General features: G+C 37.4%; 32 protein-coding genes and 1 riboswitch. Of the genes, 16 read left to right on the plus strand and 16 right to left on the minus strand.

The genetic code is table 11. The annotated features are described in order from the left end of the window. The 7 genes from ACTJIV_RS17330 to ACTJIV_RS17360 all read right to left on the minus strand — a co-directional run bounded on the left by ACTJIV_RS17330 (position 1) and on the right by ACTJIV_RS17360 (position 4,703). On the minus strand, positions 1–900 hold the full coding sequence (locus ACTJIV_RS17330) for an NmrA family NAD(P)-binding protein (protein ID WP_440628906.1): 900 nt from the start codon (positions 898–900) through the stop codon (positions 1–3). Positions 901–1,052: 152 nt separating this feature from the next. Continuing rightward, positions 1,053–1,286, minus strand: a complete 234-nt coding sequence (locus tag ACTJIV_RS17335) for a bacteriocin-like protein (RefSeq protein ID WP_111956751.1) — start codon at positions 1,284–1,286, stop codon at positions 1,053–1,055. A gap of 169 nt (positions 1,287–1,455) precedes the next feature. Further along, positions 1,456–2,193, minus strand: coding sequence for an SDR family oxidoreductase (locus ACTJIV_RS17340; protein ID WP_440628909.1), 738 nt, complete (start codon positions 2,191–2,193; stop codon positions 1,456–1,458). 69 nt (positions 2,194–2,262) lie between these two features. Beyond that, complete coding sequence (locus ACTJIV_RS17345) at positions 2,263–2,847, minus strand: TetR/AcrR family transcriptional regulator (protein ID WP_440628911.1); 585 nt, start codon at positions 2,845–2,847, stop codon at positions 2,263–2,265. 118 nt (positions 2,848–2,965) lie between these two features. After that, positions 2,966–3,499, minus strand: a complete 534-nt coding sequence (locus tag ACTJIV_RS17350) for a GNAT family N-acetyltransferase (RefSeq protein ID WP_111956757.1) — start codon at positions 3,497–3,499, stop codon at positions 2,966–2,968. 22 nt (positions 3,500–3,521) lie between these two features. Further along, positions 3,522–3,914 carry a VOC family protein gene (locus ACTJIV_RS17355; RefSeq protein ID WP_440628913.1) on the minus strand — a complete coding sequence of 131 codons (393 nt, stop codon included), beginning with the start codon at positions 3,912–3,914 and terminating at the stop codon, positions 3,522–3,524. Between the two features lie 9 nt (positions 3,915–3,923). Then, the gene (locus tag ACTJIV_RS17360) at positions 3,924–4,703 is read right to left on the minus strand and encodes a hypothetical protein (protein ID WP_440628915.1); all 780 of its coding nucleotides are present in this window, start codon (positions 4,701–4,703) and stop codon (positions 3,924–3,926) included. A 103-nt stretch (positions 4,704–4,806) separates the two neighbouring features. Here ACTJIV_RS17360 and pafA point away from each other — a divergent pair, with 103 nt between their 5' ends. Further along, positions 4,807–6,453: an alkaline phosphatase PafA gene (pafA, locus tag ACTJIV_RS17365; protein ID WP_223559959.1), complete on the plus strand. Its 1,647-nt coding sequence runs from the start codon at positions 4,807–4,809 to the stop codon at positions 6,451–6,453. A 184-nt stretch (positions 6,454–6,637) separates the two neighbouring features. Here the strand turns inward: pafA and ACTJIV_RS17370 are convergent, their stop codons facing one another. The 6 genes from ACTJIV_RS17370 to ACTJIV_RS17395 form a co-directional block, all read right to left on the minus strand. Beyond that, complete coding sequence (locus ACTJIV_RS17370; protein ID WP_336378782.1) at positions 6,638–6,952, minus strand: barstar family protein; 315 nt, start codon at positions 6,950–6,952, stop codon at positions 6,638–6,640. Next, the gene (locus ACTJIV_RS17375; protein WP_440628918.1) at positions 6,949–7,539 is read right to left on the minus strand and encodes a matrixin family metalloprotease; all 591 of its coding nucleotides are present in this window, start codon (positions 7,537–7,539) and stop codon (positions 6,949–6,951) included. Before ACTJIV_RS17375 ends, ACTJIV_RS17370 begins: the two co-directional genes overlap by 4 nt. Positions 7,540–7,552: 13 nt before the next feature. Beyond that, positions 7,553–8,068: a ribonuclease domain-containing protein gene (locus tag ACTJIV_RS17380; protein ID WP_440628920.1), complete on the minus strand. Its 516-nt coding sequence runs from the start codon at positions 8,066–8,068 to the stop codon at positions 7,553–7,555. Between the two features lie 22 nt (positions 8,069–8,090). Then, positions 8,091–8,885 (minus strand): NAD(+) synthase, encoded by a 795-nt coding sequence (gene nadE / locus ACTJIV_RS17385; RefSeq protein ID WP_440628922.1) that lies wholly within the window; start codon positions 8,883–8,885, stop codon positions 8,091–8,093. A 158-nt stretch (positions 8,886–9,043) separates the two neighbouring features. After that, complete coding sequence (locus tag ACTJIV_RS17390; protein ID WP_440628924.1) at positions 9,044–9,571, minus strand: GNAT family N-acetyltransferase; 528 nt, start codon at positions 9,569–9,571, stop codon at positions 9,044–9,046. Between the two features lie 8 nt (positions 9,572–9,579). Continuing rightward, the gene (locus tag ACTJIV_RS17395) at positions 9,580–10,221 is read right to left on the minus strand and encodes a leucine-rich repeat domain-containing protein (protein WP_440628926.1); all 642 of its coding nucleotides are present in this window, start codon (positions 10,219–10,221) and stop codon (positions 9,580–9,582) included. 52 nt (positions 10,222–10,273) lie between these two features. Here ACTJIV_RS17395 and ACTJIV_RS17400 point away from each other — a divergent pair, with 52 nt between their 5' ends. The 11 genes from ACTJIV_RS17400 to ACTJIV_RS17450 all read left to right on the plus strand — a co-directional run bounded on the left by ACTJIV_RS17400 (position 10,274) and on the right by ACTJIV_RS17450 (position 18,473). Beyond that, on the plus strand, positions 10,274–11,257 hold the full coding sequence (locus tag ACTJIV_RS17400; protein WP_440628928.1) for a gliding motility protein GldB: 984 nt from the start codon (positions 10,274–10,276) through the stop codon (positions 11,255–11,257). A 195-nt stretch (positions 11,258–11,452) separates the two neighbouring features. After that, positions 11,453–11,779 carry a gliding motility protein GldC gene (gene gldC, locus ACTJIV_RS17405; RefSeq protein WP_111956777.1) on the plus strand — a complete coding sequence of 109 codons (327 nt, stop codon included), beginning with the start codon at positions 11,453–11,455 and terminating at the stop codon, positions 11,777–11,779. 31 nt (positions 11,780–11,810) lie between these two features. Next, entirely contained in the window at positions 11,811–12,371 is a 561-nt protein-coding gene (locus tag ACTJIV_RS17410; protein WP_440628930.1) for a hypothetical protein, read from the plus strand. 11 nt (positions 12,372–12,382) lie between these two features. Beyond that, positions 12,383–13,525 (plus strand): cystathionine gamma-synthase, encoded by a 1,143-nt coding sequence (locus ACTJIV_RS17415; RefSeq protein ID WP_262484397.1) that lies wholly within the window; start codon positions 12,383–12,385, stop codon positions 13,523–13,525. A 19-nt stretch (positions 13,526–13,544) separates the two neighbouring features. Continuing rightward, complete coding sequence (locus tag ACTJIV_RS17420; protein WP_440628932.1) at positions 13,545–14,027, plus strand: nuclear transport factor 2 family protein; 483 nt, start codon at positions 13,545–13,547, stop codon at positions 14,025–14,027. Between the two features lie 4 nt (positions 14,028–14,031). Continuing rightward, entirely contained in the window at positions 14,032–14,493 is a 462-nt protein-coding gene (locus ACTJIV_RS17425; RefSeq protein ID WP_440628934.1) for a GNAT family N-acetyltransferase, read from the plus strand. A 113-nt stretch (positions 14,494–14,606) separates the two neighbouring features. Next, complete coding sequence (locus ACTJIV_RS17430) at positions 14,607–15,113, plus strand: DinB family protein (protein WP_223559952.1); 507 nt, start codon at positions 14,607–14,609, stop codon at positions 15,111–15,113. A gap of 183 nt (positions 15,114–15,296) precedes the next feature. Continuing rightward, a complete protein-coding gene (gene tnpA / locus ACTJIV_RS17435; protein ID WP_440628936.1) occupies positions 15,297–15,722 on the plus strand; it encodes an IS200/IS605 family transposase in 426 nt (141 codons plus the stop codon). Positions 15,723–16,007: 285 nt separating this feature from the next. Continuing rightward, positions 16,008–16,556, plus strand: coding sequence for an L-threonylcarbamoyladenylate synthase (locus ACTJIV_RS17440; protein WP_111956789.1), 549 nt, complete (start codon positions 16,008–16,010; stop codon positions 16,554–16,556). 105 nt (positions 16,557–16,661) lie between these two features. Next, positions 16,662–17,006: a nuclear transport factor 2 family protein gene (locus ACTJIV_RS17445; RefSeq protein ID WP_223559950.1), complete on the plus strand. Its 345-nt coding sequence runs from the start codon at positions 16,662–16,664 to the stop codon at positions 17,004–17,006. A 45-nt stretch (positions 17,007–17,051) separates the two neighbouring features. Further along, positions 17,052–18,473 carry a CCA tRNA nucleotidyltransferase gene (locus ACTJIV_RS17450; protein WP_440628939.1) on the plus strand — a complete coding sequence of 474 codons (1,422 nt, stop codon included), beginning with the start codon at positions 17,052–17,054 and terminating at the stop codon, positions 18,471–18,473. A gap of 156 nt (positions 18,474–18,629) precedes the next feature. On the opposite strand, the gene ACTJIV_RS17455 is transcribed toward ACTJIV_RS17450, so the two are convergent. The 3 genes from ACTJIV_RS17455 to ACTJIV_RS17465 form a co-directional block, all read right to left on the minus strand. Next, positions 18,630–19,673: a YncE family protein gene (locus ACTJIV_RS17455; protein ID WP_440628941.1), complete on the minus strand. Its 1,044-nt coding sequence runs from the start codon at positions 19,671–19,673 to the stop codon at positions 18,630–18,632. 13 nt (positions 19,674–19,686) lie between these two features. Continuing rightward, positions 19,687–21,528, minus strand: a complete 1,842-nt coding sequence (locus ACTJIV_RS17460; RefSeq protein WP_440628943.1) for a TonB-dependent receptor plug domain-containing protein — start codon at positions 21,526–21,528, stop codon at positions 19,687–19,689. A 31-nt stretch (positions 21,529–21,559) separates the two neighbouring features. After that, a riboswitch (cobalamin riboswitch) is annotated at positions 21,560–21,734 on the minus strand. A gap of 347 nt (positions 21,735–22,081) precedes the next feature. Next, positions 22,082–22,564, minus strand: coding sequence for a cytidine deaminase (locus ACTJIV_RS17465; protein ID WP_111956797.1), 483 nt, complete (start codon positions 22,562–22,564; stop codon positions 22,082–22,084). A gap of 98 nt (positions 22,565–22,662) precedes the next feature. Between ACTJIV_RS17465 and namA the strand changes: the two genes are divergently transcribed. The 4 genes from namA (at position 22,663) to ACTJIV_RS17485 (ending at position 26,694) form a co-directional block, all read left to right on the plus strand. Next, on the plus strand, positions 22,663–23,715 hold the full coding sequence (namA, locus tag ACTJIV_RS17470; RefSeq protein WP_440628945.1) for an NADPH dehydrogenase NamA: 1,053 nt from the start codon (positions 22,663–22,665) through the stop codon (positions 23,713–23,715). Between the two features lie 8 nt (positions 23,716–23,723). After that, positions 23,724–24,017, plus strand: a complete 294-nt coding sequence (locus tag ACTJIV_RS17475) for a DUF2752 domain-containing protein (protein ID WP_440628947.1) — start codon at positions 23,724–23,726, stop codon at positions 24,015–24,017. A 184-nt stretch (positions 24,018–24,201) separates the two neighbouring features. Then, positions 24,202–24,606, plus strand: coding sequence for a type VI secretion system tube protein TssD (tssD, locus tag ACTJIV_RS17480; RefSeq protein WP_111956803.1), 405 nt, complete (start codon positions 24,202–24,204; stop codon positions 24,604–24,606). 156 nt (positions 24,607–24,762) lie between these two features. Continuing rightward, positions 24,763–26,694, plus strand: a complete 1,932-nt coding sequence (locus ACTJIV_RS17485; protein WP_440628949.1) for a type VI secretion system Vgr family protein — start codon at positions 24,763–24,765, stop codon at positions 26,692–26,694. Position 26,695: the final 1 nt, after the last annotated feature.

The following is a 26,695-nucleotide window of genomic DNA, read 5'->3' on the forward strand; positions in this document are numbered from 1 at the left end:
TTATTGATGATAAGCTGCTGCAAATTCTTTTGCAAATTCTTTCAGCTTTACTTTTCCTAAAACAGGTTTGTGCAGATAATAATCTTCGTATAAAACGCTATTTCCTCTTGCTGTATTCATCTCTACAAAACCTTTAGCTGTTTTCGGATTCATTCCTGCGTTTACCATACCTTTTAGAAGGTCTTCATCAGAAACAGTTAGCCATTTAAGATCTGTTTTACCAATAGCTTCACCCAATGTTTGGGCAATTTCGTTGGGCGAGATTTCTTCGCTAGCAATATAACGGATTTCTCTTCCGCTGAATGGTTTTTCAATCTCTTCCACAATGGTACTGGCAATATCCAGTGGCGATACCCAGGGTTCTTTTTGATCTCCACCATAATTTTGAATGATTAAGCCCTGTGATTTGATTGTAGGAATGAATGAGAACATATTGTAATAAAACCCGACCGGGCGCATAAATTTAATGGAAACATCATCCGGAAGCTCATTCAGTATTTTTTCTACATTATAATGAGATCTAAGAATCCCGTTTCCCTCACTCATATGTGCTCCGATACTGCTTAAATGAACAATATTCTTTACGTCTGATCTTTCAAAAGCCTCTTTGTAGTTTCTTGCGATCTGGATATTGGCCTCTATAAAATCAATAGTATGATCAAAGAATACGCTGGCATTCAAGGCCTCCATAGCATACACAACATCTGCACCTTTAAAGGTTTCTGCTAAAAAATCAACATCTTCCATGGATCCGATTGCGGCTTTTGCTCCTAAAGCCTCAATTTCGGGTTGTCTTTCACTGCTTCTGCTGATAACGGTTACAGAATGTCCTCTGCCTACCAATTCTTTTGTCAGCGGTTTGCTGATATTTCCTAATGAACCTGTTACGATAATTTTCATTTTGACTTTTTTTTGTTGAAGCAAAATTCCATAATTGTTAAAAGATATTTGTATCCGAATCTGCTTTTCGCGTAGTCAAATCTGGTAGTAATAATTCTAAATAAAAAAGAGCGGTAAAAACCGCCCCTCATTTATCTAACAATAATTTCTTTCTAAAAATAAACGCATCCGCATCCGGTTTCCCAAGGCTGACATAAGCGTTGTGGTTCATCGCAGCCACCGCCAGGATTTCCACCACCGTCAGATCTGTAGCAGGTTCCGTTGCTGCAATAGTAAGATCCGCTGGTAGGAGGGCAGTTTCCATCCATATCACACAATGCATAGGCAGTATCACCCCCGCTGATAATTCCCAACTCTTTTCTTGTTAATTTCTTTAGATTTTTCATAGCAGTTAATATTTTAGTTTGTTGATTACTAAGATATAAAAATTTTAATACACGGGGATGTGATTTAAATGCATTGTTTTAAATTAAAAGAAAAAGTAGAAAGGATAGTAACAAAACTGCGGGAGAAAGTTTTTCCTTTTCCCGCAGTGAATAACCGGTACGTTAAAAATTATGCGTTCATCATGCTAAAAGCTCCTTCGGAATTTGCAAAAAAGTTGTTATAGAGAACTTCAGTAATTCCTACACGGATTTCGTAAGTATCATTAATAAGGGCATTTACAAAGCTGTCTGCTACCTCTGACGCAGGGATACCATTCTCTCTACCTCCGATTTCTGCTGAAAAATCTGTATTAACAAGAGGTGGCATCAATTCAAAAACTTTAACAGAAGTGTCTTTTGCCAGCTCATGCCTTAATATTTTAGTGTAAGAATGGAGTGCTGCTTTAGAATCGGAATAAGTAGGAACGTGGGAACCCGGAGCAAATGCTACAATAGAAGAAACATTCACAACTGCAGCGTTTTCCTGTTGTTTCAGTAAAGGAAGTAACTTTTCGGTCAGACGAATGGGTGCAAAATAATTGGTTTCAAATTCAGCAACAGCCTTGCTATACGTGTCTGATGTATCAGAAATTGTATAAGCATAGGCATATCCGGCATTGTTGATCAGAATATTCAGCCCTCCGAAATTCACTTTAATTTCCTCGATCAGATGGTTTACATCTTGTTCATTGGTAATATCTGCCTGAATAGTAAAGACATTTTCAAGACCTTTTGCAGCTGCATCAAGCTTTTCTTTATTTCTTCCTGCAATAATAATTTTGTTTGTTGTGCTCAGTGCTTTTGCAATTTCTAATCCGATTCCTGAGCCTCCGCCAGTAATTAAAATCGTGTTGTTGGTAATGTTCATAACATTTTTGGTATTAAATTAATAGGTATTTTAAATTGTACCAAATGGTACATAATTGAATAAAAAATTTTAGCTGAGTATTTTAAGATTCATTTCAATAATGCTTTTAAGAATTTCCGGTGAGCCTTCCATTCTTCTCGTAACATGAATCCCGTTCCATAAATTGCTCAGGTACCACCCGATCATTTCGGGATCTTCGGTACTAGTGATTTGCCCGTTTGCCTGTGCATTTTTGATGGTTTCTGCAAACAGTGTCTGCAGTTTTTTCAGCAATTGGACTGTTATTTTTTTTATTTCAAGATCTTTTTCAGAAAGCTGAACCAAGGCATTTCCTAAATAGCAACCACGTTCTTTATCGCAATCAGAAGCGTCAGCAAGATTCAGGAAAAACTGTCTGATGAATTGTACTTTGTCTTCAGACTCGACAATGCCGGCTGAAAGCTTTTGATAAAAATATTCTGAAAACTGGGTGATCGACCGGATATAAAGTTCCCGCTTTCCACCTTTGAAAGCAAGATAAAAACTGCCTTTCCCGATACCCATAGCGCATAATAACTCATCAGCAGAAGCTGTATCATAGCCTTTGTCTCTGAAAACTTCAGTTGCCTTTGCAACAGCTTCTTGTTCGTCAAATATTTTAGGTCTTCCTGCCATTGGGATTATTTCTGAGACAAAGGTATGTTATTGTACTGTTTGGTACAAAATAATATTTTCAATATGTTTTATAGTTTCTGTCGATATAAACTAATGAACAGAGTAAAACTGCATCATCCTATAGATCTAAAGTCATAAAAACAGCAGTTTCCTCCGGGTTTTTATAGAGTCTTGTATTAATTCCTGTGATGCTGAAGCCCATTCTTCTGTAAAACTGTATGGCCGGATAATTGGTATTTTGCGTTTCAAGTTCAATGATTCTGCAGTTTAAATGTCTGGCTTCCCGGACAGCATTTTTGATCAGCTGCGCCCCGGTTCCATTTCTTCTGAATTTTTCATTGATCAGAATATTCTCAATGTAAAAGCTGTTGTTCCATGTCCGGTGCTCACAGATGATCCAGCCTATCAGTTCATTATCTTCAAAAGCTCCGAAAGAATGTCCTTTTTCAATGATTTCATTAAGTTCTTCAAGCTCATCCGAATGGGTTTCCCAAATCTTAGAGTAGGGCATAGATTTTTCTTTTAATACAAATTCAAAAGAACCGCCATATTCAACAAAAGAAATGGATAAGATCTTATCTGTGGTGTATCCGTTAAGTCCCCAGTGTAGGGTAGGGTTTTCAGTCAGTTTTTCTAATTTTTTTATTTCCATGGAAATGCGGAATGTGATTGGTTTATTGAATTTCTGTACAGATTTCTACTAAATAATGATCAGGATCTTTGATATAGGCTACTTTCTGTCCCCACGGTTTTACTGCAGTACCTTCATAAAGAACGGCTCCGTTTTTAACTGCTTTTTCTACCAGTTTCTCAACATTATCTGTTGTAAAACCCAATTCAATTCCGAAAGGTTTTTCTTCAGATTTGGAAAACAGAAATCCTTGTTTTATATTGGAACTGGCCAGACGTATAGATGCAAAAGAAAGACTCGTTTCCCCTGTAAGAAGTTCTCCGTAATCTTTTTCAGGAGTGATGAATTTAATAGGCATATCAAATGTTTGGTGATAAAAATTCATTGATTTTTCCACATCTTCAACATATAAAATGACGTATTTGAATTTGATCATAGTAATAGCTTATTTTTTATTTAAAATATATTCTTCGTCAGTAATCAGTTCTACAAAAGGACCGTTCCGCGGATAATATTCCATTCCTCCGAAATGCCCGAAGTGAAGCTGATATTTCTGTTCCAGTTGATGCATTTTGTTTCCAAAAGTATTTACATCGACATTTTGAACTGCATTTTCCAGCTGTCTTCCGTTGGAGAAAAAAAGCATCAGATTGGAATGCTGTTTAAAATTGCAATGATAATAATAGAACACGTGAATATTTTCTTCAGTACATATCCGGGTCAAATCATTGACCAGATCTTTTTTGTTTGCTGAAGGCAAATTACAATCAATCCTGACAGAAAGGTTTTCAGCATTGTTTTTCTTGAAATCGGAACCGGTGATTTGCAGAAAACTATGCTCTATAGTTTCAAAATTTTTCCTTTCCGGACTGAACCTTCTGCTTGATTTTACTTCAAAAGGCAGATCAGTTAGAACTGCATTGTGATGAATCAGCAACTGTTCTATTTCCGAAACAAACTGAAAATGCTCATCAAAAAGAGTATAATCGCCTGTGGAAATCAATAATTGGCTTTCATTGATCTTAATATCTAAATACAATCTTTTAAAACGGAAATGCAATTCCCCCAGTTTTTTGATGAGATTTTCGGGATGATCTACTGAAACCCGGGCTTCTAACTCAGCCGGATTGTCAGCATGCCCTCCAAAACCTTTGAAAAACCTGAAAAATTGGAAACTGTATACATTTTCCGGGAATTTAAAATACCAATATACTCCTAAAATCATTTCTGCACTTATTGGTTTAATAGACGGTTCTCAAATTTAAAGAAAATTTCACACTCCAAAACTTTCAAAACCCGTAAATTTGTGGTCAACAAAAATTTACTAGATGCTTAGGAAAATTTCAATTGCGGCAGCAGCTTTATTGTCCGTGATTACAATCAATGCTCAGAAGAACAAAAATTCTCAATTAGAAAGACCCAAATTAGTCGTAGGATTAGTGGTAGATCAGATGAGGTGGGATTATCTGTACCGTTTTTACAGTAAATACGGAAATGACGGTTTCAAAAGACTCCTGAATACCGGATATTCTTTAAATAACGTTCATATCAACTATGTACCTACTGTTACGGCTTTGGGACATACCAGCATCTATACAGGTTCTGTACCTGCGATTCATGGTATTGCCGGAAATGACTGGACGGATAAAGAAACAGGGAAAAATGTTTACTGTACAACAGATGAAAACGTTCAGCCGGTAGGAACAACCAATACAAAAATAGGAAGCCATTCTCCAAAAAACCTTTGGTCTACAACCGTAACGGATGAATTGAGACTGGCTACCAATTTCCAGGGAAAAGTGATCGGGGTTTCGTTAAAAGACCGTGCTTCCATTCTTCCAGCGGGACATACTCCGAACGGAGCTTTCTGGTTTGATGACAGTACCGGAAGCTTTATTACGAGTACATGGTATATGAACGATTTGCCTCAATGGGTTAAATCTTTCAATTCGCAGAACCTGCCTGAAAAATTAGTGGCAAACGGATGGAATACTTTGCTCCCGATTAATCAGTATACAGAAAGTTCTCCTGACAATTCTTCTTGGGAAGGGCTGTTAGGAAGTGCAAAAACTCCTGTTTTCCCTTACAGTAATTTAGCACAGGATTACCAGGCTAAAAAAGATAATATCCGCTATACGCCTTTCGGAAATACGCTGACGCTTAAATTGGCTGAAGCTTCTGTGGAAGGTGAAAAATTAGGAAGTGATCAGATTACCGACTTTTTAGCGATCAACCTGGCTTCTACAGATTATGCAGGACATAAATTCGGTCCGAATTCTATCGAAGTGGAAGATGTTTATTTAAGACTTGACCAGGATCTGGCTCAGTTTTTCAGCTACCTGGATTCAAAAGTAGGAAAAGGAGAGTATACTGTTTTCCTTTCTGCTGACCACGGTGGAGCTCATTCTGTAGGATTCCTGAAAGAACATAAAATTACTACAGGATTCTTTGGTGAAGGAATGGAAAAAGATATCAATCAGAAGCTGAAGGATAAATTCGGAGTCGATAAGCTTATTAATGCAGTAGACAACTATCAGATCTATTTTGACAGAAAGCTGATGCAGGATAATAAAATTGAACTGGATGACCTGAGAGACTTTACGATAAAAGAGCTTCAGAAAGATCCTACTGTTTTATATGCTGTTTCTGTGGATGAAGTTCAGGAAGCTACTATTCCGGAGCCTATCAAACAGAGAATCATCAACGGGATCAACAGACAGAGAAGCGGAGATATTCAGCTGATTTCTCACGATTCCATGCTTCCTCCATATTCTAAAACAGGAACTACCCACAGCGTATGGAATTCTTATGATGCACACATACCATTGATCTTTATGGGATGGGGAATCCAGAAAGGAGAAAGTAATAAACCTTATAATATGACGGATATTGCACCTACCGTTTCATCATTACTGAAAATTCAGTTCCCGAGTGGAAATATAGGAAACCCAATCACAGAAGTTATTGGAAGATAAAATCACAAAAAGCATTTCGAAAGGGATGCTTTTTTTATTATCATTCATAGCTGATCATTTAACCTTATCAGCCCCTTGAATCTATTCTTCAGTAGATTCTATTTAACAGATTGAAAAGTGAAAATAAAAAAATAACCAAAAAACTCGCAGGATTTTCTGCGAGTTTTGTTTTATTGAATTGGAATTATTCTTCATCTTCAGGATTATCTTCATCTTCTTCATCCTCATATTGTTCGAGGTAATAAGTGAAGCTGAAATCTTCTGTTTCATCTTCTGCATCTTCAAGAGTTGTCAGAAGATCTTCAAAGATCTCAAGCTGGTCTACCGTCATATTCACAAATTCAATGTGAAGCGGCAGCTCCAATCCTCCGGTAATAATGTCGGAAAGAGCATCAAGATTATCTCCAAAATGTTCTGGAAGACTAACTTTTTCCTTTAATTGGGTATAAAAATCTTCATAGTCTCCTATGTCTGTAAAATCGATATATATTGTCTTCATATAGAATTAAATTTCCAGTTTTTATTGATCAAAAATGTTTTGCATTTATTGCAGAAATCTGTTTCTTCATCGGTAGGATTTCCTCCTTCTGCATCCCTCATAAAACATGTTTTTTCGGGACAGTGTTTTAATCCCTGCGTATGTCCGAGTTCATGAATGGCTATTTTAAAGAACTGTTGATCGGTATTATTTCTGTTGAGTCTGTATTGAGAAGCTACACAGGCTTTTCCTGGTCTGTAACCGAGTCCCATAATCCCATAGTCTTTTATTTTACCTTTGGTAACGCTTATATCTTTTGAGGTTAATCCAATGGTTACAAAGCCTTCTTTTGTTCTGCTGCTCAGAAATTTAATGATAGAATCTGCCCTGTAGCGGTTCCTGTCTTTGTAGTATGCATTCTCAGGAAGATCAATTGCTTCAAGAATTTTCACATTCGGGTAGACATTTCTGATTCCTTCAGAAGTTTTCTTCACATTTTCAGAGCTGATATCTTTGAACGGTTGAATCAGTATGGTTATAGGTTTATTGTTCCTTACAGGTGGCTGCTGTTTTTCTGAGCATGAAAATGCTAAGAATAATGATGTCATAAGAACATAAAGACTATTGCTTCTCAAAACTTTTATAATGGTTTTTAGTCAGATAAACATCACCATTTTCCGTAAAGATAATCCGGTCTGCATTTCGGTTTCCACAGCTGTAATTCACATCAGCTTCATAATATTCTTCACCCTGAGGAAGTTTCTTTTCGCGGTTTCCGAACTTATCTCCGCCTATAGCCTTGCCTGGCAATACATCGCAGAGGTTACCTTTTGAAGCATTCCAACCCTGTTTTCTAGCCTCATTTTTAGTGATATAATAATCAGGAAGTCTGTGATTCTGCTTTACATAATTAATGACCGTTTTCTCCTCTGTGAGCCGGTCAATAGGCTGCGAGGAATGGTTTGCATTATTACTTTGGGAATGTGGAGATTCACTTCCATAGCTTGTAGCCTCTGTTTTTACAGTCTCTGTATTTCCCTTTTTGTCTGCAATAAAGTTATTGTAGATATACATCGCGGACATTCCGAAAAGAAGTCCCAGACAAATAAAAAATACTGACCTTATTTTACCGTTCATATATACATCTTATCATTCAAAACTAATTGTTTCTCCATTCCTCAGGAATATCACAAACCGGAATAGGATTTATTTTATGCTGAGCTGCTTTATGCATTCGGTCAAAAATTAAAAATACCTCTTTATCGCGACCCTCATAATCATCTGCAGTTTTAGTTCCGTATTCTTTTTGAATTTCCTCCAGTTCCGGATATGTTGCTCCGATTTGATCTTCGTCGGTTCTGTCTGCATCCCAAAGTCCGTCTGTCGGAATTGCATTTTGAATACTTTCGATAAGGTTTAATCCTTTTGCCAACTTATAAATCTCAGTTTTATATAGATCAGCAATTGGAGAAACATCTACACCACCGTCCCCGTATTTGGTATAAAATCCGATTCCGAAATCCTCCACTTTGTTTCCGGTTCCGCAGACCAAAAGCCCGTGAAGCTGCCCAAAGTAATACAATGTCAACATTCTGAAACGGGATCTGGTATTGGCAAGAGCAAGATTGTTACTCCATCTTCCTTCAATATGATCTTCAACGACATCTTCAAAAGTTTCAAAAACAGGAGTTAGATTGATGGTTTTACCCTGAACGTTTGGAAATCTTTTTTTAAGATCTTCAATATGATCCTGAGCACGGTTGACCTGGTCCTGTTTCTGACGTATCGGCATTTCGAGAAGCAATACTTCAAGTCCGGTCATTGCACAAAGCGTGGAAACTACTCCAGAATCTACACCCCCGGAAACACCTATTACATATCCTTTTACATTAGCTTTTACAGCATAATCCTTTAACCATGCTACAATATGATCTATTACTTTTTGAGTCTGCATTATTTATTTTTTTAGTCTATTACAAATTCTTTAGGGTATTTTACTATGCCCTTTATATTTTTTTAATCCGTCTTTATCGGTTCCACAACCATTCATTCACTCCAGGAATTTCAAACGGAAAATAAAATTCCAAAATTACTGGTTTTTTCGTAACCAAACTATGGTAAATATTTTTCACGTCTTAGCTCATACCAGTTACAGATTCCGTCAGGTTCTGTGAATTCACCGGTTTTTTCAAAGCCTAATTTCTTTAAAATATGATTGGATCCTTCATTTCCTGAATGAGCATGTGCATAGATTACCTCAGCCTTCATGCTATTAAAACCAAGCTCCAGGGATGCTTTTGCAGCTTCCAGTGCATAACCTTTCCCCCAGAATTCAGGTAAATAACGGTAGCCAAGATCGAGTATGTTTTTATAACCATTGATCTCTTCGGTCAGTAATTTCAGCCCGCTCCAGCCAATCAGCAGCCCGGTTTCTTTTTCAATGACAGCAAGCCTTCCTATGCCGTTTTCTTGATATTGCTTCTGAATCATTCTGATTACAGCTAATGATTCACTTTGTTCTGTGAGTACCGGAACGCCAATATATTTCATCACTTCCGGATTAGAATCCAGCAGAAACATCCGTTCAACGTCTGATTCTTCAAATTTTCTTAAAATAAGTCTTTCTGTTTCTAGTTTCATGGTCATAATTATTGTTCAGCTCCGAAAATGGTTATATCAGTTTTCACTCCTTTCTTGATGTCTGATTCCTTCATTGGATTCCCGCCTATATTCAGTGTTTGAAGGGCTGGATTTTTTGAAATGTCAAGTTTCTGGATCTTATTGTGCTCTACGTTTAATTTTCTTAAATTTTTGAGCGGAGTGATATCAACTGCTTTTAATTGATTTAAAGATAATGTTAATTGATCAATTCTTGGGGTTTCCTTTAACGAAATATTCTCCAGAAGGTTGTTGTCAAGATACAAGGAAGCCAAGCTTTTAAGACCTTCTGCCCTAAAAGAAGAAATCTTGCATCCTGTACAGGAAAACAGCTCGAGCTGTGGTAGTCCCATAATCGAAACATTCGGAATGGTATTATCATCAAGCACGATCATCTTGGCATTGCTAAAAAGGAGCATATCATCAGCTGATGTAATGCCTTTCTGAACCAGAAATAAATTGGTGATCATATCAGCTTCCAGTTTCTCCAGTGAGCCGTTTTTATTGAGATCAAAATTTTCAAGGACAGCTTTTTCAAAGTTCGGATCCTTAAAATTAAGTTTTTGGGCATGGAAAAGAAAAGATCCTGAAATAATAAGGCTGAAGGTTGCAAATATTTTAATTTTCATCATCGATTGTGTTTTTAATCCTTATTTTTGTACACTTAAATTTCATGTAAAAATAATGAAGATTTTTAGAATTATTGCCCTTTCTTCTATTTTGGTTCTCGCTTTGTATTCCTGTAAAAAAGAACCTGAGAACCAATGGAAAATAGAAGTAAAAGTACCTGCCGAAAAAGTTGAGATGACGGATATTTCCAAAGAATTCTATAATCAGGATATTCCTCTGGACCAATTCAAGGCTAAATTTCCCTGGTTTCAGGGAACGGTTTCCGATGCGGATTTTGGAAAAAGAAGATCAGATGCAGAAGAAATTAAGATCTATAAAGAAGCAGCTGCTAAAATAGATCAGGCGAAACTTCAGAAGGAGCTTCAGGATCTGTTTTCTCATATCAAATACTATTTTCCACAGTTTAAAAGTCCTAAGGTTTACCTTTTTTCATCAGCACTTCAGATGGTTCAGGATCCTATTTTTTACGACTCAAAAGGGAATCTTCTGTTCATAGATATTACCGGCTTTATGGGAGATGGCAATGCCAATTACAAAGGACTTGAACTATATTTTCAGAAATCGATGAACCCGCAGAATATTATTCCGAAAGTTTCACAGATTTTCGCCGAAAGTATTGTGACGGAATCCCCTGATCATCAGAAATTCATAGACAAAGTTATTCTGAACGGAAAGATCATGATTTTGCAGGATGCTTTTCTTCCGGATACACCGGATTACCTGAAAATGAACTATACCAAGAAACAATACGACTGGGCTATTGCCAATGAAGCCAATATCTGGAATTATTTCGTAGAAAGTAACCTGATCTTCGGCGATGATCCAAGACTGGTAGAACGTTTCATTTCTCCGGGACCATTCTCAAAATTTTATACGGAAATCGATAATGAATCTTCACCTCAGATCGGAATTTTTACCGGATGGCAGATCTGTAAAGCCTATTTTAGACAAAAACCTGAAACTAAACTCGTTGATTTTTTAAAGCTTGATGCTACCAACATCTTTAATGAAGCGGTATACAAACCTAAAACCCCGTAATAGTAATAGTCAAAATAATATAAACCTTCAAAGTAATTTGGAGGTTATTTTTTTGATTTGAAAACTCAGGGTTTTTGCATCTTAATAAAGCGAAATTTTTTTTACATTAATCAGCATTTTCAGATGAAGATAAGTTCGTAGAAATTTTAGATAAGCTGAAGAAGTAGTAACTTTGCGGAAAAATTTTAGATTGATATGAGAAAAACTCAGATTACAATAGATGTAGAGTTGGATGAAAACCACATTCCTGAAAATATAACATGGAACGCCCAGGATGGCGGTGTGGAAAAAGAGGAAACAAAAGCAACAATGATCTCTGTTTGGGATGATAAAACAATGGAAGCTTTAAGAATCGATCTTTGGACAAAAGAAATGCCGGTAGACCAGATGAAGATGTTTATTCACCAGATTTTGGTATCTTTAGGCAGTACGTACCAGAGAGCTACCGGGGAAGAGGATGTAGCGCAGTGGCTGGAGCAGATTGCAGATGAGTTTGCTATAAAATCAGCCATCAGAATGTAATATCCAAACTACGCACCAATCACAAAATTATATGAAAAAAGCACTTTTACTCATCAGTACAGCGGTATTGTTGGCCGCGTGCGATAAAAAAACCGAACTCAGAGAAACTAAAGCAACAGATTCTGTTGTAACGGCTGAAAAACTTCCGGCTTCTGAAAACAAAGATCTTTCCGGTACGGAGAAGGTTTCTGAAAATGCGGATATGGAGATCACCTTATTCAAAGAAAAAGAAATCCCTGTAGACATGCTAAAGGGAAGCCTTCACCCACACGATATGGAAGGCGAATCTGTCATGGAGCTTGTTCCCAGCATGGACGATTTCATTAAAGGAAACGGCTCGGATATTGCTTATATAGATGATTCCCTGAAAAAAATAATTCTCAAAATCAACGGAAAATTTGAGCAGCTGCAAGAAACAGGTAAAGATAAATACGAAAATAGTGAATACCTGGTTTCTTTTACAACCACAGTTCCCGATAAAGTCCCAGAAGAAATAGACGTTCTTGCGTATGCTTTTAACGGAAAACTGGAAGTGAAAAGAAAATCTGATAACGTTTCAAAGAGCCTTGATTTTTTCATGGGAGGCTTATAAAAAATAAAAATATTATGAATTTTAATACAAAAGTAATTCACGGAGGGCAGCATCACGAGTCTGCAACAGGTTCTGTTAATGTTCCTGTATTTTTAACTTCTACATTCGCTCAAAAAAGCCCGGGAGTACATTCCGGATATGAATATTCAAGAGCTGCCAACCCTACAAGACAGGCTTTGGAAGACTCTCTGGCAAGCATTGAGAACGGGGCAAGAGGACTTGCTTTCGGTTCAGGACTGGCTGCCATCGACTGTGTTTTGAAATTACTGAATCCGGGTGATGAGGTAGTAGCGGTAGATGACCTTTACGGAGGTACTTACAGAATGTTTACAAGACTTTTCGAAAAATATCAGCTTAAATTTACTTTCGTGAATTTTGATGATGTTTCGAAGATTGCTGATGTAATCACGGACAAAACAAAACTGATCTGGGTAGAAACCCCTACCAATCCTTTGATGAAGCTGGTAGACATCAAAGCGGTAGTGGAAATGGCAAAAGGAAAAGATATCCTGGTTGCTGTGGACAATACTTTTGCAACACCATATATTCAGAGACCTATTGATCTGGGAGCAGATATCGTTATGCACTCGGCTACAAAATATTTAGGCGGACATTCAGATGTTATCGCCGGAGCACTGATCGCAAAAGATGCTGAACTGGGAGAGAAGCTTCACTTTATTCAGTTTGCGAGCGGTGGTATTTTAGGACCTCACGATTCTTACCTTGTTTTAAGAGGAATCAAAACATTAGCATTAAGAATGCAACGCCATTCAGACAACGGACTTGCTGTAGCGAAGTACCTTGAAACGCATCCTGCAGTAGATAAAGTAATCTATCCGGGACTGGAATCTCATCCTCAATATGAGCTTGCCAAATCCCAAATGAAAGAATCAGGAGGAATGGTTTCTTTTACGTTCAAATCCGGGAAAAAAGAAGATGCTGTAAAATTCCTTGAGAAAGTAAGAGTGTTTACTCTGGCTGAATCTTTAGGAGGTGTAGAGTCTTTAGCGAATCACCCTGCATTGATGACACACGCTTCCATTCCTGCCGATAAACGTGAAGAATTAGGTATTACAGACGACTTAGTTCGTTTGAGTGTGGGTATCGAAGATGCAGAAGATCTAATTGCAGATCTTGAGAAAGCTTTCTCTTAACACTTTAAAATAAAATATAATGAGAAAGATTCAGTTTTTTTTGATCTTAAGTTTTGTCAGTCAGATGGTATACTCACAGGTAAAAACTACCGACGAATTGTATAAGACAGCTAAAAAGCTGGACAGTCTGGTATTTGATGTCGGATTTAATAAATGTGATCTTTCTCATTATAAATCTATAGTCAGTAAGGATCTGGAATTTTATCACGATAAAGGAGGAATTACTTCCGGTGAGCCTGCTTTTACCGCTTCTATTAAAAACAATATCTGTGGTAGCCGAAACAAAGTAAAGCGTGATCTCGTACCTAATAGTATGAAAGTCTATCCTTTATACAACAATAATGTTCTGTACGCTTTCATAGAAGAAGGAGAACATGAATTTTTCGAATTTTCCAATGACAAATGGAATCAGGGGAGTAGGGCGAAATTTACTATTTTGTGGATTCTGGAAGATAAGCAGTGGAAGATGAAAAGGGTATTGAGCTACGATCATCATTTATAATCATATGAAAAACACCAGAAAGGCAACCTTTGAAGATATGAATCAATTGGCAGAATTATTTGACCAATACAGAGTCTTTTATCACAAAGAATCTGATATTCCTGCAGCGGAACATTTTCTCAGAGATAGAATAGAAAACAAAGATTCCGAAATTTTTGTGGCAGAAGAAGACGGAAAACTAACAGGATTTGTTCAGCTGTATCCAATATTTTCATCCACAAGAATGCAGCGATACTGGCTGTTGAATGACCTTTATGTTAATGAAAACCATAGAGGCAAAGGCTATTCCAAAGAGCTGATCGAAGAAGCCAAAGGGTTGTGCAGATCATCCAATGCCTGCGGAGTTCTCCTGGAAACAGGAAAAAACAACGATGTGGGAAACCAGTTGTATCCCGCCTGCGGATTTGAACTCTATGACTCTGTGAATTTTTATGAATGGACGAACAGGGAAATGGAACAAAAGTAAATTGTGAATGATCAATAGTCAATTGTGAATTGTGAATTGTGAATTTCACTTTACATATCATTCATCAATTATAATTTATCACTTATCATTAATAACTTATAACTTGAAAAAGCATGTCTGATTTTCAAAAATACGTACAAAGATATCTGGACCAGATCCCTTCAGAGGACTGGATCGGAGAATTAAAATTATCAGGAGAAAAAACAGTAGAAATATATGCAGCTCTTACAGAAGGACAGTCTCTTTTTGCCTATGCAGACGGAAAATGGACCCTGAAAGAACTTTTACTCCACCTGTCTGATGCCGAAAGAATATTTCAGTACAGAATTCTGGCTTTTGCCAGAGGAGAAAAAGCCCAATTGCCCGGCTTTGATGAAGAAGAATATGCTGCGGCCTCTTTTGCCAATAACAGATCATTGGAATCCCTGCTGGAAGAATACAAACTTGTAAGAAAGTCTTCACAAATCCTCATTGAAACCCTTGAATCCGGTGTTTTAAATAATACAGGCATAGCTAATGGAAATAAACTGGCTGTGGAAACAATCGGGAAACTGATCGTGGGACACAATTATCATCATTTAAATATTATTAAAGAGAGATATTTGCCGGGCTTGAAATAGGGTTTGTGTTTGTAAATGAACAATCAGGAACAAAGAGATAAGATCTATGATCCATGATAATTCGTGAATGATATTTAAATTCAATAGGAACGGGCTTTAGCCTGTTTTTTTGGATAATCAGTCAAATATGGCTTTAGCCAAAATATAGATTAAAAAATATTATTTTTGGTTAAAACAACACAAATGTCATTTATTAAAATTTATATTCATCTTGTTTTTTCCACAAAAAACAGAGTTCCACATCTGGATACATTTGATTTGAGGGTTAAAGTCTGGAAACATATCAAGGAAAATGCTTCTCAAAAAGGAATTTATTTAGATATGGTTAACGGCTATTCAGATCATTGCCATTGTCTGATTTCACTGGGATCGGGTCAGAATATGGAAAAAATAGTACAATTGCTAAAGGGAGAATCTTCTTTTTGGATTAATAAAAATCAACTTACTCGGGAAAAATTTTCATGGCAGGATGAATATTTTGCCGTTTCTGTTTCGGAGTCAAAGGTTGAGGCTGTGAGAGAATATATTAAGAATCAGGAGAAACATCATCAGAGAAAAAGTTTTAGAGAAGAATATCAGGAATTTCTTGAAAGGAATAATTTCTTATAGGTTTTGGCTAAAGCCAAATGTTATAGAACCTTATTTTAAACGGGCTAAAGCCCGTTCCTATTGAATTTTTGTATACATTTTTTGTCAAAAGATTGTAAATTACTTTTAAGAGACCAATATATTCAATAGAAATGGGCTTTAGCCCATTCAACAAAAGAAGACCTATTATTCAGGCTTTAGCCCAATTTAAAACATTCATCTAAACAAAAACATTTATCCCATCTTTTTTGGCCGAACCTTCCCGTTTTTTTACCTTTATCCACGGGTTTAGTACCCTTTTAAATTATGGAAAACATTATCGAAATATTAAAATCCGGCGGAACGATTCTTTACCCTACAGATACCATTTGGGGAATAGGTTGTGACGCCACCAATATAGAAGCTGTCAATAAGATTTTTGACATCAAAAAAAGGGAGAAAAACAAATCCATGATCATTCTGGTGGAATCTGAAAAGAGACTTCAGGATCTTGTAGATGTTCCGGAAATGGCTTGGGAAATTATTGACCTAAGCGAAAAACCGGTCACCATTGTTTATGAAAATCCACGCGGGCTTCCGAAAGAACTCCTTGCTGAAGACGGAAGCATAGGAATAAGGCTGGTAAAAACTGATTTCTGTAAAAAACTGATCACCAAGCTAAACAGACCTTTGGTTTCCACTTCCGCCAATTTCAGTGGGGATAAAAGTCCTTTGAAGTTTTCCGATATTTCTCCGGAAATAATTAAGCTGGTAGATTACGCAGTAGAGGAAGACAGAGAAAAAGTTTCAAAATATTCGGGTTCTTCCGTGATAAAAATATGGAGTGATAACAGAATTAAGGTTCTTCGTGAGTAAAATTCTGCAATAATTCTTTCAATTTAAATCTTGTCAATGTATATCGGCAGGATTTCTTTTTTTTAATTTCTATCTTTGCATTCTTCAACTGATAAAAGAAGTGCCATGAACCACCAAAATTTTGCTGAAGAATGGATCCGTGCCTGGAATTCTCATGATCTTGAAAATATACTGTCTCATTATGCCGAAGATATAGAGGTGACAACACCAATGATTGCCTTGGCTACAGGAGGAAAAGAGAATACATTGAGGGGAAAAGAAGCGGTCCGTGAATACTGGAGAAAAGCACTGGACAAATTTCCCGATTTGCATTTTGAATTAATAAGATCAACAGCAGGCGTCAATTCGGTGGCATTGTTCTACAAATCTATTATGGACAAACATGCTGTGGAAGTTATGTTTTTTGACGATGGAGGAAAAATTAATAAAATGTATGCCCATTATGATTAATGGAAAAGATACATTGACAGAAAAAAGACGATCTATTTATTAACGATGAAAATTAATCTTACCCAAAATAAAAATTTAAAACTATTTAAGATCATTGCCGATGCTGCGGAAAAGAATAATCAATCCGTATACATTGTCGGTGGTTATGTCCGTGACCTCCTTATGAAGAGGACTGCATCTACAGATATAGATTTTGTGACGGAGCAAAGCGGTATTGAGCTTGCCCAGACTGTTGCGAATGATATTGATCCCAAATTAAAAGTTTCTGTCTTCAAAACGTACGGAACAGCCATGATCAAATACAAAGATCTTGAGCTTGAATTTGTTGGAGCCAGAAAAGAAAGTTATACCGAGAACAGCCGAAAACCTGAAGTAGAAGGCGGGACACTTGAAGATGATCAGAAAAGAAGAGATTTTACCATCAATGCCATGGCGATTTCTTTAAATAAAACTAATTTCGGAGAACTGATAGACCCTTTCCATGGCATTGAAGATCTGGAAAAAGGAATTTTAAGAACTCCTTTGGAACCGGCACAAACCTATTCTGATGATCCATTGAGGATGATGAGAGCCGTTCGTTTTGCTTCAACGTTAAATTTTGTCATTGAAGAAAAATCGCTGAACGCTATAAAACAGGAAGCAGAAAGAATCAAGATCGTTTCTATGGAAAGGATCATGGTTGAATTCAATAAAATTATGATGTCCAAAAAACCTTCTGTAGGATTGGGATTAATGGAAGAAACAGGCCTTTTAAAGCTGATCATTCCCGAACTGATTGAGCTGAAAGGAGTAGAAGAAGTAGAAGGGCAGACCCATAAAGACAATTTCTACCATACCTTAGAAGTGGTGGACAATATTTCTCAAAATACAGATAATCTTTGGTTACGCTGGTCCGCTTTGCTGCATGATGTAGGTAAAGCGCCAACCAAAAAATTTGTTGAAGGAACAGGATGGACTTTCCATGGTCACGAGTTTTTAGGCTCAAAAATGGTGAAGACTCTTTTCCATCGACTAAAACAGCCGTTGGGAAGCGATATGAAATATGTTCAGAAAATGGTAAAGCTTTCATCCCGCCCAATTGCCCTGATCACCGATGATGCTTCAGACTCTGCATTGAGAAGACTTTTATTTGATGCCGGCGAAGACCTGGAAGATCTGTTTACCTTGTGTAAAGCAGATATTACCACCAAAAACTCCAAAAAGCAGGACAGATTCAAGAAGAATTTTGAATATGTAGCAGTGAAGATCAAAGAAGTGGAGGAGAAAGATCAGGTGCGCAATTTCCAGCCGCCAATCACAGGAGAAGAGATCATGCAGATGTTTGATCTTAAACCCGGAAAAGAGATCGGAATCCTTAAAGAAAAAGTAAAAGAAGCCATCCTGGAAGGTGAGATTCCCAATGATAAGGAAGAAGCTGAAAAGTTTGTGATTGCAGAAGCTGAGAAGCTGGGATTGAAGTATAATTAAATTTAAATATAAAAAAGGCTTCGGCGGGACTTTGTCCCGCCGAAGCCTTTTTTATCAGTAAAAACAAAATCAGGCCGCTTCGGAGAAGCGGCCTGAAAAAAAACACAAATGATGAAAAAAAATAAAATTTATAAATAATACCGAAGTATTAATATCTTAGTTTGCATAGACTGAATTTGAGCCTATACCCGTTGTAAATGATCTGATGATAGCTCCTGAGGTATTGTAAACTACAATTTTGCTGGCCTGGGTAAATCCATTGGAATCCGAAGTGAAAATTTTGTCATTGATCACGCTGAATCCGTATAAAGCAGAATACGCATCAACACTGTTCGCTACAGTAAACAGCGGCGATGTAGGTGCTGTTGTAGCGCTCATATCCATCTTGTAAACGTTTTTCCCTGAAGTGAAATAAAACTTACCATTGGCAATTTCAAGATTCGTAGCATTGGCAATACCTGTTAAAGTAGTTGTTTTTGTAATGCTTCCTGTGCTTGAGATCTCGTAGATATAAGAATCTGCTGTTCCCGCAGCAATAGCATATACATTCTGATTACTTGAAATGATCTTGTTGATATTTCCTGCCGGTAACGTAATCGTAGACTGAACATTGTTGGTAGAAGTATTGATGTAAGAGATCTTATTTCCAAAGCCAAATGAAGCATTCTGTACAAAGATATTGTTTCCGGCTTCTACAATTCTTTCAGCAGCATCTGTGAAAGTGATTTTTTTGATGAAAGAACGGTCTGAAGCTTTATAGATGCTTACATACTTGGCACCTAAATATTTATCGTTTGTTACATAAATATTGTTGTTGGCAAAAGCCATGTATCGCGGAGAATTAAGTTCAGCGGTAATCTCGCCATTCGCCTTAAAATTGTAACGGTTTGCGATTTGGATCTTATTAGAATTATTCAATAACAGATAAGCATTTTCACCATTGAAAGCAACCATTTGTAAAACATCACCTAGTTTTGCTCCTCCGTTATTAAGGGCAAAAACATTATCCTGTTTAAGGTTTAGGTCTGCACTTACAAACGTTACGTCACCTTCAGGTTTTCCGAAAGTACCTTCATTAGCAATTAAAAAGCCATTGCCATAGAATATTTCCTGCTCATCATTATTATCACTACTACAAGACACGATGCCTAAAAGGAGTGTAAAAGCAAAAAGAAGAGGTAGAAGTTTGTTCAGTTTCATAATATTTTTAAGTTTAAAAATTAATAGTTGCATATATACTGTAATTCCTTTTCGGCATCGGATACAAAGATACCGTCTGATAAACCGTATTGGTAACATTGTTCACTTTAAATCCCAAAGTGTATTTCTTGAAAAGTGAGGCCGAAATTCCTGTATTTAAGATAAAATAAGGATCAATAGCTGTAGACCTTTGCTCATCCGTAGTCGTATAGGTAAGACCGTTGAAAAGTCCCTGTGCGTATAGCTTAAGGAATGAATAGCCATACTCGATATTTCCGACAGCTTTATGGATCGGAACATACATCATCTGCATTTCAGTATTCTTGTTGACCGATTTCGAATATGTGTACCCTGCATCCAGCTTTAAAGCATGTTTCCCGAATTTTTTGTTCCACTTAACCTGTGATTCCAATCCGTAAGATTCAACTTTATACGTATTCACAGGTGCCCAGTATCCATAGGGAGTAGGTAACCAGTTGATGAGATTTTTGATGTCCATATAATAAGGACTCAATGTAATTTTAAAATCTCCTAAGCTGAACTCATGGCTCATGTCAATATTCGTGGATGTTTCAGGAAGCAAATCCAGATTTCCTCCTGGCTGCCAGTAAAGATCATTAAAAGAAGGATATCTGAAGTTTCTTGAAAAACTGGCTCCCATACGATACCATTGTAAAGCATCCCATTTTCCCGAAAAAGAATACAGAAGCGGAGAAGAGATATCCTCCACAAAATCCTTCTTGATCCCGGCTTCAAAACGAAGCTCCTTCGTGGCAAAATACCTGATTAAGCCGGATAGGGAACCTACATTTCTGCTGATGACCCCAATTCCGGATTGATAACCTTCCCCTTTATTCACCTGAAATTCCCCGATAGCATTGATGTTGATCTTTGGAGTGATGAAATAGTTGAAATCATTTTTGAAAATATAATTTTTTCCCTCTGCACCGCTTGCTTTAGGCTGGTTAAGATCCGAAAAATACTGAAAATTATCTTCCGTATAAGCTGCTTTTAAGCTGTTTGAAAGATTACTTTTATTGATATCCCATGCGATCAGGCTTCTTAAAGTCTGCGCGTTATATTTTGTTCTGTTTCCGATTTGTTCAAAAACAGGATAATGCTGTGATGCATCGAACATCTGGTTCTGCCATGAAATAGTCTGGTGATCAGCAATTTTATAAGAAGCTCCGATGTTAACTGAAGTATTGTAATATCTGCCGTTAACATTATAAAATCCCGTACTTCCTACAACAAATTCAGGAACTTTATAATCATTCTGACTCGTTAAATAGCTCCCGGAAACTTTAACGCTTAATTTATCATTGCTGAATGAAGCTTGCAGAAAATTATTATAAGTATCAAAAGAGCCCGCCTCCGAATAAACAGAACCTTTGAAGCCCCTGTTGAAATCCAAAATATTATTTAAATGAATACTTCCTCCAATAGCTCCGCTGCCATAAACAACACTTCCGCCACCCGCTTTTATATCAATCTGATCATATCCGAAAAGTGGAATATTATTCACATCTCCCTGCCCCAAAAAGCTGGAATTTATGTTGATTCCGTTCCACACAAAAGCGGTCTGCTGAGCTGTTGTTCCCCTGAATGAAGGAGAAGAAACCGCCCCACGGCCATTTTCTTTCACATAAATAGAAGACTGAAAGCGTAAAAGTTCAGAAAGATTGGCTGAGTTTTTTTCGAGATCTTTTGGAGTGATCGTACGTACCGGATGGAAAAGCTTTACCTTGCTCATCTGGCTGTCGAAAATATAAATGGTGTCAACCGCCTTCTCCTGTCCGAAGAGAAAGCTGCCGTAAGACGAACAAAGTAGTAATAAAGACCTTTTTATATCCATACTATTTTACTTTTCCTCCGAAAGTAATACGTTTTTAGTTATAATTTTGGCAGGTCTCCTGACTTTCGCTTTCTGCACCTTCCCGTTTGAACAGTGGTTTTTTACAGAAATCTTATTGCGATTTACAGTTGCGGGGACAGTCTGGGAGTTACACCCAATTCCCTATTATTTCCAAAATGCTGGAAACCAAAATTTTTGCAAAGATAACTTTTTAAAATTATTGCGCAAAAAAGACAAAAAGTCAATTGTGAGTGGTTATTTGTGAATAGTGAATAGTGAATAGTGAATAGTGAATAGTGAATTTTGCTTCGCAGGGAAATTTTTAAAAAGTATAAATGATCATTAATGAACATGACAGTACAAAATTGAAAATAATTCTTAAATTAACAATTCATTTGTAAAATAAAATTGACCATTGACAAAAGTATGGTATTTGAAATCTTGATTCTTGGTTCTTGGTTTTTGATTCTTAAAACTTTAATTCACCATTCACTTGCGAAGCAAAATTCACTATTCACATCAACCAAAATTTCCTGTTCACAAAATTTCACCTTTACAAAAACGATGAATCAAAATAGAAAGGCAGCAAATCCTTAATAGAATGAACCTTTACCACTTCATCATTCATGCTTGAAAAATAAAGGATGATGTTTTCGTTCTGTTTCGTTTCATATTCTATCAGGCTTTGCCTGCAGGCTCCACAAGGTGGAATCGGAGGATTTTTCTCATGAAATTCCTTAGGCCCCCCAACGACAAAGATCTTTTTCACCTTGACATCCGGAAAATTGGCTGCCACCCAGAAAAGAGTCGTTCTTTCTGCACATAACCCCGATGGATAGGCTGCATTCTCCTGATTGTTGCCGGAATAAATTTCACCGTTTTCCAGTAAGACGGCACATCCTACAAGGAAATTCGAATAGGGCGCATAAGCATTTTCACGGGCTTGTATTGCTCTTTCAAATAAAGTTTTTTCTATATCGTTCAGCTCACTGCTGTTTTTAAAATGCTCGTAACTGATCTGTATGTCTTTTTTCATATATTAGTAAGACTAAAAAGGGGGCCAAATTTACTTCTTTTTCATCACTTCGACAATGTTTTTTTTATTCATCATTAAATTGAAAATCAAAAAGTAAAATGTTATACACACCAGTAAAATTTAGAAATATAGAATTGAAAAATAGATGGGTAATGTCTCCCATGTGTATGTATTCATGCGAAAATGGATTGGCTAATGATTTCCATTTTGTACACTACGGAAGCAGATCTCAGGGCGGGACCGGACTTATCATGGTTGAAGCCACCGGAGTAGAGCCTCGTGGAAGAATTACCAACCACTGTATGGGTATCTGGAATGATGAGCAGGCAGAAGAACTTAAGAAAATTGTTGATTTTGTCCATTCCCGTTCAGAAAGTAAAATAGGGATTCAGCTTGCCCACGCCGGAAGAAAAGGTTCCACATGGAATAACCTGCAGATTCCTGTTGAAGAAGGTTGGGAAACCGTTGCACCTAGTCCTATTCCTTATCATCCTACTGAAAGGATTCCGCATGTTCTGACTGCTGACGAGATTAAGGAACAGGTACAGAATTTTAAAGAAGCAGCAAAAAGAGCTGTAAAAGCCGGTTTTGATATGATAGAAATTCACAGTGCACACGGATACCTTATCCACCAGTTTTTATCACCGCTTTCCAATATCAGGACAGATGAATATGGCGGAAGCTTTGAAAACAGAATCCGTTTTCTTTTGGAAATTGTTGACGCTGTTAACGAAGAACTGGACGAAAATACAGCCCTTTTCGTAAGAATTTCCGGAACCGAATATGCCGAAAACGGATGGGATATCAACGACAGTGTAAAGCTTGCTAAAGTTTTAAAAGAACATTCCGTAGACCTGGTAGATGTTTCAAGCGGAGGAAATATCCACGGCGCTAAAATAGCTGTATTTGATGGCTATCAGGTTCCTTTTTCATCCCAGATCAGAAAAGAGGCCGGGGTAAAAACCGGAACAGTCGGGTTAATCACAAGGGTGGAACAAGCTGAAGAAATTCTGGAAAAAGGAGACACAGACCTCATATTTGTAGCAAGAGAAATTTTAAGGAACCCGTATATTGCCGTTCAGGGATCATTTGAAATGAAGGAAGACTGTTTCTTTCCACACCAATATACAAGAGCGAAAATTTCATCATAACATCCGGAATGAACATTGAAGACTTTATGCTAACCTGCCCCAGTAAGAAATTTTTGGGAATAGAATGTTTGGGATGTGGTGCCCAGAGAGCTGTCGTATTAGTATTTGAAGGCAGATTTTCAGAAGCCTTTCATCTGTATCCGGCTGTTTATACACTACTCCTGTTCCTTTTTACCCTGGGTCTGAGTTTTGTAGATACGAAAAGGAAATACAGTAACATTCTCATGATCATGGTCACGGTAAACTTGGTCATCATGATCATATCTTATTATTATAAACATTTTTACATGCATTCTCATTGATAAAAAACAAAGCTAAGAGCTGTATTTTTTTAATGCTAAATTAATATAAGTAGAAAAAAAGTCGTAGAATTACTACAAAATGTAAATCTGTTCACTAAAAACTTTTTAAATTAGACCATGAAGTCTATCTTTGTTAGATAAACTTTATGAATAGTATAATCATTAATGATTAAAATAGAAGAATATGGCAGGAAATTCAAGAGGAATCTTAAAATTCAATGGAGGTGAAGGACAAAAGTTGTTAAAGCTTAATTACAGCGTATCAAGGTCTACAGATGTTTCAGGACGTGTAGCATCAGATCCGTCGAACGCTTTGATTAAAGTAACAATTGAAGCAACTGAAAAGTCTGATATTCTGGAAAGCTTACTGAATGGTAAATATAAGCCCACAAGTGGTGAAGTTACATTCAATAAATCACATGAAGAAGGAACTTTAATTACCCTGAAGTGGGAAAACGGATATGTAATTCAGCACGAAATGGATTTTGATGCTATTGACAGCAACAATATGCTGGTAAGCTTTGTGGTAAGTGCAGAAAGCATTACATATGGAAATTCATTATACGACGGATTCTGGCCATTAAGCTAGGTCCGGAGTAGTACAAAATATAAAGAGACTGTCCCTCAAGACGGTCTTTTTTTACCTGTTGTGAACACTATTTTCTGGCAGGGGATCTTTGTTTATTTTCAAAAATTCCCGATTAGATGAATAATATATATTTTAACACAAATCACTTTATAAAATATGTCTACTACACCTGAAAAATCAAAGGGAACGAGTTTTCGCCCGGCACAGAATGCAGACGGGGTATCCGAAAATCATCATACCGGTATCAACCGTCTGGTTAAGCTTTCCTTAGTCATAGAAGGAAAAATCATCAAATTTTATAAACATTTCAAACTTAAACAGAGTGCTCAGCGTCATCATGAGTTTACACTTACCCTGGCTCATGATACCTTGGGAGATCGCCAGACCCATTCGCTGGAAGAAGCCAATAAATTCCTGGGAAAACGCCTCACGGCAGTCATTTCTTATAAAGGCATAGACAACAGTCCTGAAAGAACCTTTGTAGGAATCATTACAGGAGTAGCATTCAGCCAGGAAAAAATGAGTCTGGGGAATATTGTGCTTACAGGATCCAGCCCAACCATTACTTTAGACGGAGCTTCCCATATCCAAAGCTTTGGAGGAAGTCAGCCGGTCAATATAGGAATTATTGCTGAAGAAGTGATTAAACAAGGGATTGATAAGGGCCGCTTTGACGTAAGGATAGATGCCAATAATTTTTCCCAGATCATCTATAGTAGCCAGTATGACGAAACCCATTACAACTATCTGGCAAGAATGGCAGAAGCATATGGTGAACAGTTTTTTTATGACGGTGAAGTCCTGCATTTTGGGAAACTGCCGCCTCAGAACAAACCTATTATTCTCACCTATGGAAGCAGCGCCAACGATATTAAAGTTGAGCTGAAAGCAATCCATACCAAGCCCCAGTTTTATGGGTATAACAGCAATAAAAATGAAAAACTTACTTCAGGTTCCACGCCTATTCAGCATGTAAGTGATATTGCAAAGACAGCTTACGATCACAACAACAGTATTTACAAAACCCCCGCGCTTCAGATAGCCCCTATTAAGGCAACAACCCATCTGGATGTAGAATATTCACAGAAAAGTGCTTCGGGAAGTGCAGCGGTGAACGTTTTTTCCATTTCAGGAAATACAACCGTTCCATTCCTTCATCCGGGATGCATAGCCGATGTTCAGATGCGGAAACAGGATTCCAATGAAACCTCCTATTTTACAAGAATTATGATCACGGAAGCTGAACATGAGATCGACACCATAGGACATTATAAAGGAAGCTTTACTGGGATAGCCGCAGATACGGGATTTCTTCCAAGACCGGAATATAAGATTCCTAAAGCTGAACCGCAGACTGCAGTCGTTATATCCAATACCGATCCGGAAGGACAAGGCAGGATACAGGTGCAGTTTGACTGGCAGACGAGCGATACAACCCATTTTATCAGGATGATGAGTCCTGATGCAGGAGGAACAGATCAGATCACGCAGAACAGAGGATATGTTGCCATTCCGGAAGTAGGAGATCAGGTAATGGTAAATTTTGTTCACAGCCATCCGGACAGACCTTTTGTGATGGGAGGTATGTTTCATGGAGGAATAGCCCTGGGCGGAGGAGTCAATAACCATTTGAAATCCATCCAGACCAGAAGCGGAATCAGAATTCTGATGAATGATGAAGAAGGAAGCGTAAAGATTATGGACCCTAGCGGAAATATTTACTATATGGATGGTGCCGGAAATATCAGCATGAAGGCTCCTAAAAATTTCACCCTGAATGCGGGGGATAATATCAACATTACGGCCGGAAAAGAAATTTCGATCAGTGCGGGAGAAGGAATCAACAGTTCTGCCAACAACAGTATTATTTCTACAGCCGGAAAAGATATTGTACAGACAGCGTCCGGTGATATCCGTGAATCTTCGGACACCAGAACCGAAATGGTAGAAAAAGAATTCAAAAGACAGTCCGAAACATCCAATGAAATAGCCGGAGAAATATCCATGTTCAGCGAGCTTGAAAACATGACGATGCAGAGCGGTAAAATCGTAGAATTCAACAGTGCTGAAAAATCAAAACTTTTCTGAT

It is taken from the genome of Chryseobacterium sp. 22532 (assembly GCF_052044665.1).
In the GTDB taxonomy this organism is placed as follows: Bacteria; Bacteroidota; Bacteroidia; order Flavobacteriales; family Weeksellaceae; genus Chryseobacterium; species Chryseobacterium lathyri.

What these genes read in the sequence shown, in the direction of transcription:
- ACTJIV_RS17330 (WP_440628906.1), bottom strand. Translation starts at nt 900, where the DNA reads ATGAAAATTATCGTAACAGGTTCATTAGGAAATATCAGCAAACCGCTG.
- ACTJIV_RS17335 (WP_111956751.1), bottom strand. Translation starts at nt 1,286, where the DNA reads ATGAAAAATCTAAAGAAATTAACAAGAAAAGAGTTGGGAATTATCAGC.
- ACTJIV_RS17340 (WP_440628909.1), bottom strand. Translation starts at nt 2,193, where the DNA reads ATGAACATTACCAACAACACGATTTTAATTACTGGCGGAGGCTCAGGA.
- ACTJIV_RS17345 (WP_440628911.1), bottom strand. Translation starts at nt 2,847, where the DNA reads ATGGCAGGAAGACCTAAAATATTTGACGAACAAGAAGCTGTTGCAAAG.
- ACTJIV_RS17350 (WP_111956757.1), bottom strand. Translation starts at nt 3,499, where the DNA reads ATGGAAATAAAAAAATTAGAAAAACTGACTGAAAACCCTACCCTACAC.
- ACTJIV_RS17355 (WP_440628913.1), bottom strand. Translation starts at nt 3,914, where the DNA reads ATGATCAAATTCAAATACGTCATTTTATATGTTGAAGATGTGGAAAAA.
- ACTJIV_RS17360 (WP_440628915.1), bottom strand. Translation starts at nt 4,703, where the DNA reads ATGATTTTAGGAGTATATTGGTATTTTAAATTCCCGGAAAATGTATAC.
- pafA (WP_223559959.1), top strand. Translation starts at nt 4,807, where the DNA reads ATGCTTAGGAAAATTTCAATTGCGGCAGCAGCTTTATTGTCCGTGATT.
- ACTJIV_RS17370 (WP_336378782.1), bottom strand. Translation starts at nt 6,952, where the DNA reads ATGAAGACAATATATATCGATTTTACAGACATAGGAGACTATGAAGAT.
- ACTJIV_RS17375 (WP_440628918.1), bottom strand. Translation starts at nt 7,539, where the DNA reads ATGACATCATTATTCTTAGCATTTTCATGCTCAGAAAAACAGCAGCCA.
- ACTJIV_RS17380 (WP_440628920.1), bottom strand. Translation starts at nt 8,068, where the DNA reads ATGAACGGTAAAATAAGGTCAGTATTTTTTATTTGTCTGGGACTTCTT.
- nadE (WP_440628922.1), bottom strand. Translation starts at nt 8,885, where the DNA reads ATGCAGACTCAAAAAGTAATAGATCATATTGTAGCATGGTTAAAGGAT.
- ACTJIV_RS17390 (WP_440628924.1), bottom strand. Translation starts at nt 9,571, where the DNA reads ATGAAACTAGAAACAGAAAGACTTATTTTAAGAAAATTTGAAGAATCA.
- ACTJIV_RS17395 (WP_440628926.1), bottom strand. Translation starts at nt 10,221, where the DNA reads ATGATGAAAATTAAAATATTTGCAACCTTCAGCCTTATTATTTCAGGA.
- ACTJIV_RS17400 (WP_440628928.1), top strand. Translation starts at nt 10,274, where the DNA reads ATGAAGATTTTTAGAATTATTGCCCTTTCTTCTATTTTGGTTCTCGCT.
- gldC (WP_111956777.1), top strand. Translation starts at nt 11,453, where the DNA reads ATGAGAAAAACTCAGATTACAATAGATGTAGAGTTGGATGAAAACCAC.
- ACTJIV_RS17410 (WP_440628930.1), top strand. Translation starts at nt 11,811, where the DNA reads ATGAAAAAAGCACTTTTACTCATCAGTACAGCGGTATTGTTGGCCGCG.
- ACTJIV_RS17420 (WP_440628932.1), top strand. Translation starts at nt 13,545, where the DNA reads ATGAGAAAGATTCAGTTTTTTTTGATCTTAAGTTTTGTCAGTCAGATG.
- ACTJIV_RS17425 (WP_440628934.1), top strand. Translation starts at nt 14,032, where the DNA reads ATGAAAAACACCAGAAAGGCAACCTTTGAAGATATGAATCAATTGGCA.
- ACTJIV_RS17430 (WP_223559952.1), top strand. Translation starts at nt 14,607, where the DNA reads ATGTCTGATTTTCAAAAATACGTACAAAGATATCTGGACCAGATCCCT.
- tnpA (WP_440628936.1), top strand. Translation starts at nt 15,297, where the DNA reads ATGTCATTTATTAAAATTTATATTCATCTTGTTTTTTCCACAAAAAAC.
- ACTJIV_RS17440 (WP_111956789.1), top strand. Translation starts at nt 16,008, where the DNA reads ATGGAAAACATTATCGAAATATTAAAATCCGGCGGAACGATTCTTTAC.
- ACTJIV_RS17445 (WP_223559950.1), top strand. Translation starts at nt 16,662, where the DNA reads ATGAACCACCAAAATTTTGCTGAAGAATGGATCCGTGCCTGGAATTCT.
- ACTJIV_RS17450 (WP_440628939.1), top strand. Translation starts at nt 17,052, where the DNA reads ATGAAAATTAATCTTACCCAAAATAAAAATTTAAAACTATTTAAGATC.
- ACTJIV_RS17455 (WP_440628941.1), bottom strand. Translation starts at nt 19,673, where the DNA reads ATGAAACTGAACAAACTTCTACCTCTTCTTTTTGCTTTTACACTCCTT.
- ACTJIV_RS17460 (WP_440628943.1), bottom strand. Translation starts at nt 21,528, where the DNA reads ATGGATATAAAAAGGTCTTTATTACTACTTTGTTCGTCTTACGGCAGC.
- ACTJIV_RS17465 (WP_111956797.1), bottom strand. Translation starts at nt 22,564, where the DNA reads ATGAAAAAAGACATACAGATCAGTTACGAGCATTTTAAAAACAGCAGT.
- namA (WP_440628945.1), top strand. Translation starts at nt 22,663, where the DNA reads ATGTTATACACACCAGTAAAATTTAGAAATATAGAATTGAAAAATAGA.
- ACTJIV_RS17475 (WP_440628947.1), top strand. Translation starts at nt 23,724, where the DNA reads ATGAACATTGAAGACTTTATGCTAACCTGCCCCAGTAAGAAATTTTTG.
- tssD (WP_111956803.1), top strand. Translation starts at nt 24,202, where the DNA reads ATGGCAGGAAATTCAAGAGGAATCTTAAAATTCAATGGAGGTGAAGGA.
- ACTJIV_RS17485 (WP_440628949.1), top strand. Translation starts at nt 24,763, where the DNA reads ATGTCTACTACACCTGAAAAATCAAAGGGAACGAGTTTTCGCCCGGCA.